Annotated in this window: 4 protein-coding genes; 3 read left to right on the top strand and 1 reads right to left on the bottom strand. The window is 32.6% G+C overall.

Annotated features, from left to right (window positions below; genetic code table 11):
- On the bottom strand, positions 1 to 320 hold a 320-nt coding region (locus BIY23_RS04150), incomplete at its 3' end, for a ribonuclease III domain-containing protein (RefSeq protein ID WP_315940528.1).
- A 124-nt stretch (positions 321 to 444) separates the two neighbouring features.
- On the opposite strand from BIY23_RS04150, the gene BIY23_RS04155 reads away from it, so the two are divergent.
- The 3 genes from BIY23_RS04155 to BIY23_RS04165 all read left to right on the top strand — a co-directional run.
- Complete coding sequence (locus tag BIY23_RS04155; RefSeq protein ID WP_070065263.1) at positions 445 to 1,623, top strand: dihydrolipoamide acetyltransferase family protein; 1,179 nt, start codon at positions 445 to 447, stop codon at positions 1,621 to 1,623.
- Between the two features lie 88 nt (positions 1,624 to 1,711).
- On the top strand, positions 1,712 to 2,122 hold the full coding sequence (gene iscU, locus BIY23_RS04160) for a Fe-S cluster assembly scaffold IscU (protein ID WP_070065264.1): 411 nt from the start codon (positions 1,712 to 1,714) through the stop codon (positions 2,120 to 2,122).
- Positions 2,109 to 2,435 (top strand): HesB/IscA family protein (locus BIY23_RS04165; protein ID WP_261722524.1); only part of this gene is annotated, 327 nt, incomplete at its 3' end. The genes iscU and BIY23_RS04165, both read left to right, overlap by 14 nt.

The following is a 2,435-nucleotide window of genomic DNA, read 5'->3' on the forward strand; positions in this document are numbered from 1 at the left end:
CGTTCACTATTATTCATAATGATAAAATCACTTAATTTGATTTCTGTAGCAACATTAGCTATCGTGCTACCACAAACTAAATCAGTTTTTCTTTTTGCTAAGGCTCCTTCTCTCTCATCCGGAAATAATTGGAACAACATGTTGGATATTACCATGTTCAATATACTATCTCCTAAAAATTCTAATCTTTCGTAGCTTATAATTTGATTTTTGCTATTTTTTTTATTTACACTTGGATGAGTTAATGCCTCTTCTAGTATAGAATTGTTTTGAAACTTGTAGTTAAGAATTATGGATAGCTTCTCATTTAAATGATGCATATAGCAAGCCCTTAAGTTTCAGCTATTTATACTATGAAAAAGATAGTTTTTTAAGTGAATTTTTGGATTAAATTGACACAAAGTAAAGAGTGGATTAAAAATAATCTAAATTAACCAATAATTTATGCCAATCAAAATATTAATGCCTGCTCTTTCTCCAACAATGAATAAAACTGGTGGAAAGATTGTAAAATGGCACAAACAAGAGTCAGATAAAGTTGAAGTAGGTGACGTTATAGCTGAAATTGAGACTGATAAAGCTATAATGGAATTTGAATCTGTGGATGAAGGTGTCATGGCAAAGATTCTCGTTCCAGCAGGTACTAGTGGTGTACCTGTTAACCAGTTAATAGCTTTAATGATAGAAGAGGGAGAAGAATATTTAGATACAATAGAAGATATTATAGCTGAAGTGGAAATCAAAGAAACCGTCAAACAAGAGAGTAGAAGCGATGAAAGAAAAATAGATAAGCGACAAGAAGAAAGAATAAAAATAACCCCAATAGCTAGCAAAATAGCTTCTGATCATGGTGTTGATATAAAACAATTGAGAGGTAGTGGTCCATATGGTCGTATAATAAAAATTGACGTGCTTGATGCAGTGAGCGTCAATGATATAAATTATGGAGAGGTTACTGAAGTAAGTAGTATGCGTCAGGTGATAGCTCAACGTTTAGTGGAATCCAAACAAACTATCCCGCATTTTTATCTAACAGTAGATTGTCAGGTCGATAAACTAATAACATTAAAAAATGCAATTAATACTCATGATAAGGATAATAAGGTAACTATCAATGACTTAGTAATTAAAGCTGCTGCTATTGGTATAAGAAAATTTCCTGCAATAAATGCTTCATGGATTGATAATAAGATATTAAAATATCACAGTATAGATATTTCAGTAGCTGTAGCGCTTGATGATGGGCTGGTTACTCCTATAGTGAAAGATGTTGATAATAAAAATATTTTATCTATTTCACTAGAAGTAAAGAATCTAGTCAATAGAGCAAGATCTGGTAAACTAAGACCTGAAGAATTCCAGGGTGGTGGCTTTACTGTCTCTAATTTAGGAATGTTTGGTATAAAAACTTTCAGTGCTATAATTAATCCGCCGCAGTCTTGTATAATTGCTATTGGAACATCTGAGAAACGCCCTATTGTTGTTGATGAAAAAGTGGAGATTGCAGAAATCATGACTGTTACGCTTTCGGTTGATCATAGAACTGTTGATGGTGTACTAGGGGCGAAATTTTTAAATGCCTTTAAATATTATGTGGAAAATCCATTATTAATACTTATATAGTAAATTTTACGGTATTAAAACTTTGTATTTTATTAAGCCTAGGTGTATTATAATATAAGGTTAGTTGTTAAATAGGTATGAGACAGGTATGAGTTATAATAAAAAAGTTTTAGATCATTATGAAAATCCAAGAAACGTTGGTTCTTTGGACAAAAATGACCCAAGTGTTGGCACTGGTTTGGTTGGTGCACCTTCTTGTGGAGATGTAATGAAATTACAGATAAAGGTAAATGAAAAAGGTATAATTGAGGATGCTAAATTCAAGACTTTCGGCTGTGGTTCTGCTATTGCTTCAAGTTCTTTATTAACCGAGATAATAAAAGGAAAAAGTGTTGAAAGCGCTGCACAGATCAAGAATACCCAAATAGTACAAGAGTTATCTTTACCTCCCGTCAAAATACACTGCTCAGTGCTTGCTGAAGATGCCATTAGAGCAGCTATTAATGATTATAATAGTAAACAAAGCCAAAATAAAGAAAGCAAAAATGGGAGCTGTTAAACATATAAAGGATCCTATTATTATCACAGAGAGAGCTAAAGGTAGGATTAGGTATTTGTTGGACGCAAAGAATGCTTCGGAAAAAGTAATAGGGCTTAGGATACTTATTAAGCAAAAGGGGTGTTCTGGATTTAAGTATGGCATTGAATATTCATACGATATTAGGTTCCTTGAGTCTGTAATCAGTATTATATATGGTGATGGCAGAGAGTATAAGGTACTGGTTGATCCAAAGTCCATTATGTTTTTGCTTGGTGCAGAAATGGATTATGTAGAAGAAAAATTTTCTTCTGGTTTTGTTTTTAACAATCCA

The organism is Wolbachia pipientis, from assembly GCF_001752665.1.
GTDB lineage: Bacteria > Pseudomonadota > Alphaproteobacteria > Rickettsiales > Anaplasmataceae > Wolbachia > Wolbachia pipientis_A.

Bases quoted from the DNA above. Each gene is read 5' to 3' on its own strand.
- BIY23_RS04155 (WP_070065263.1), top strand. From the start codon at position 445: ATGCCAATCAAAATATTAATGCCTGCTCTTTCTCCAACAATGAATAAA.
- iscU (WP_070065264.1), top strand. From the start codon at position 1,712: ATGAGTTATAATAAAAAAGTTTTAGATCATTATGAAAATCCAAGAAAC.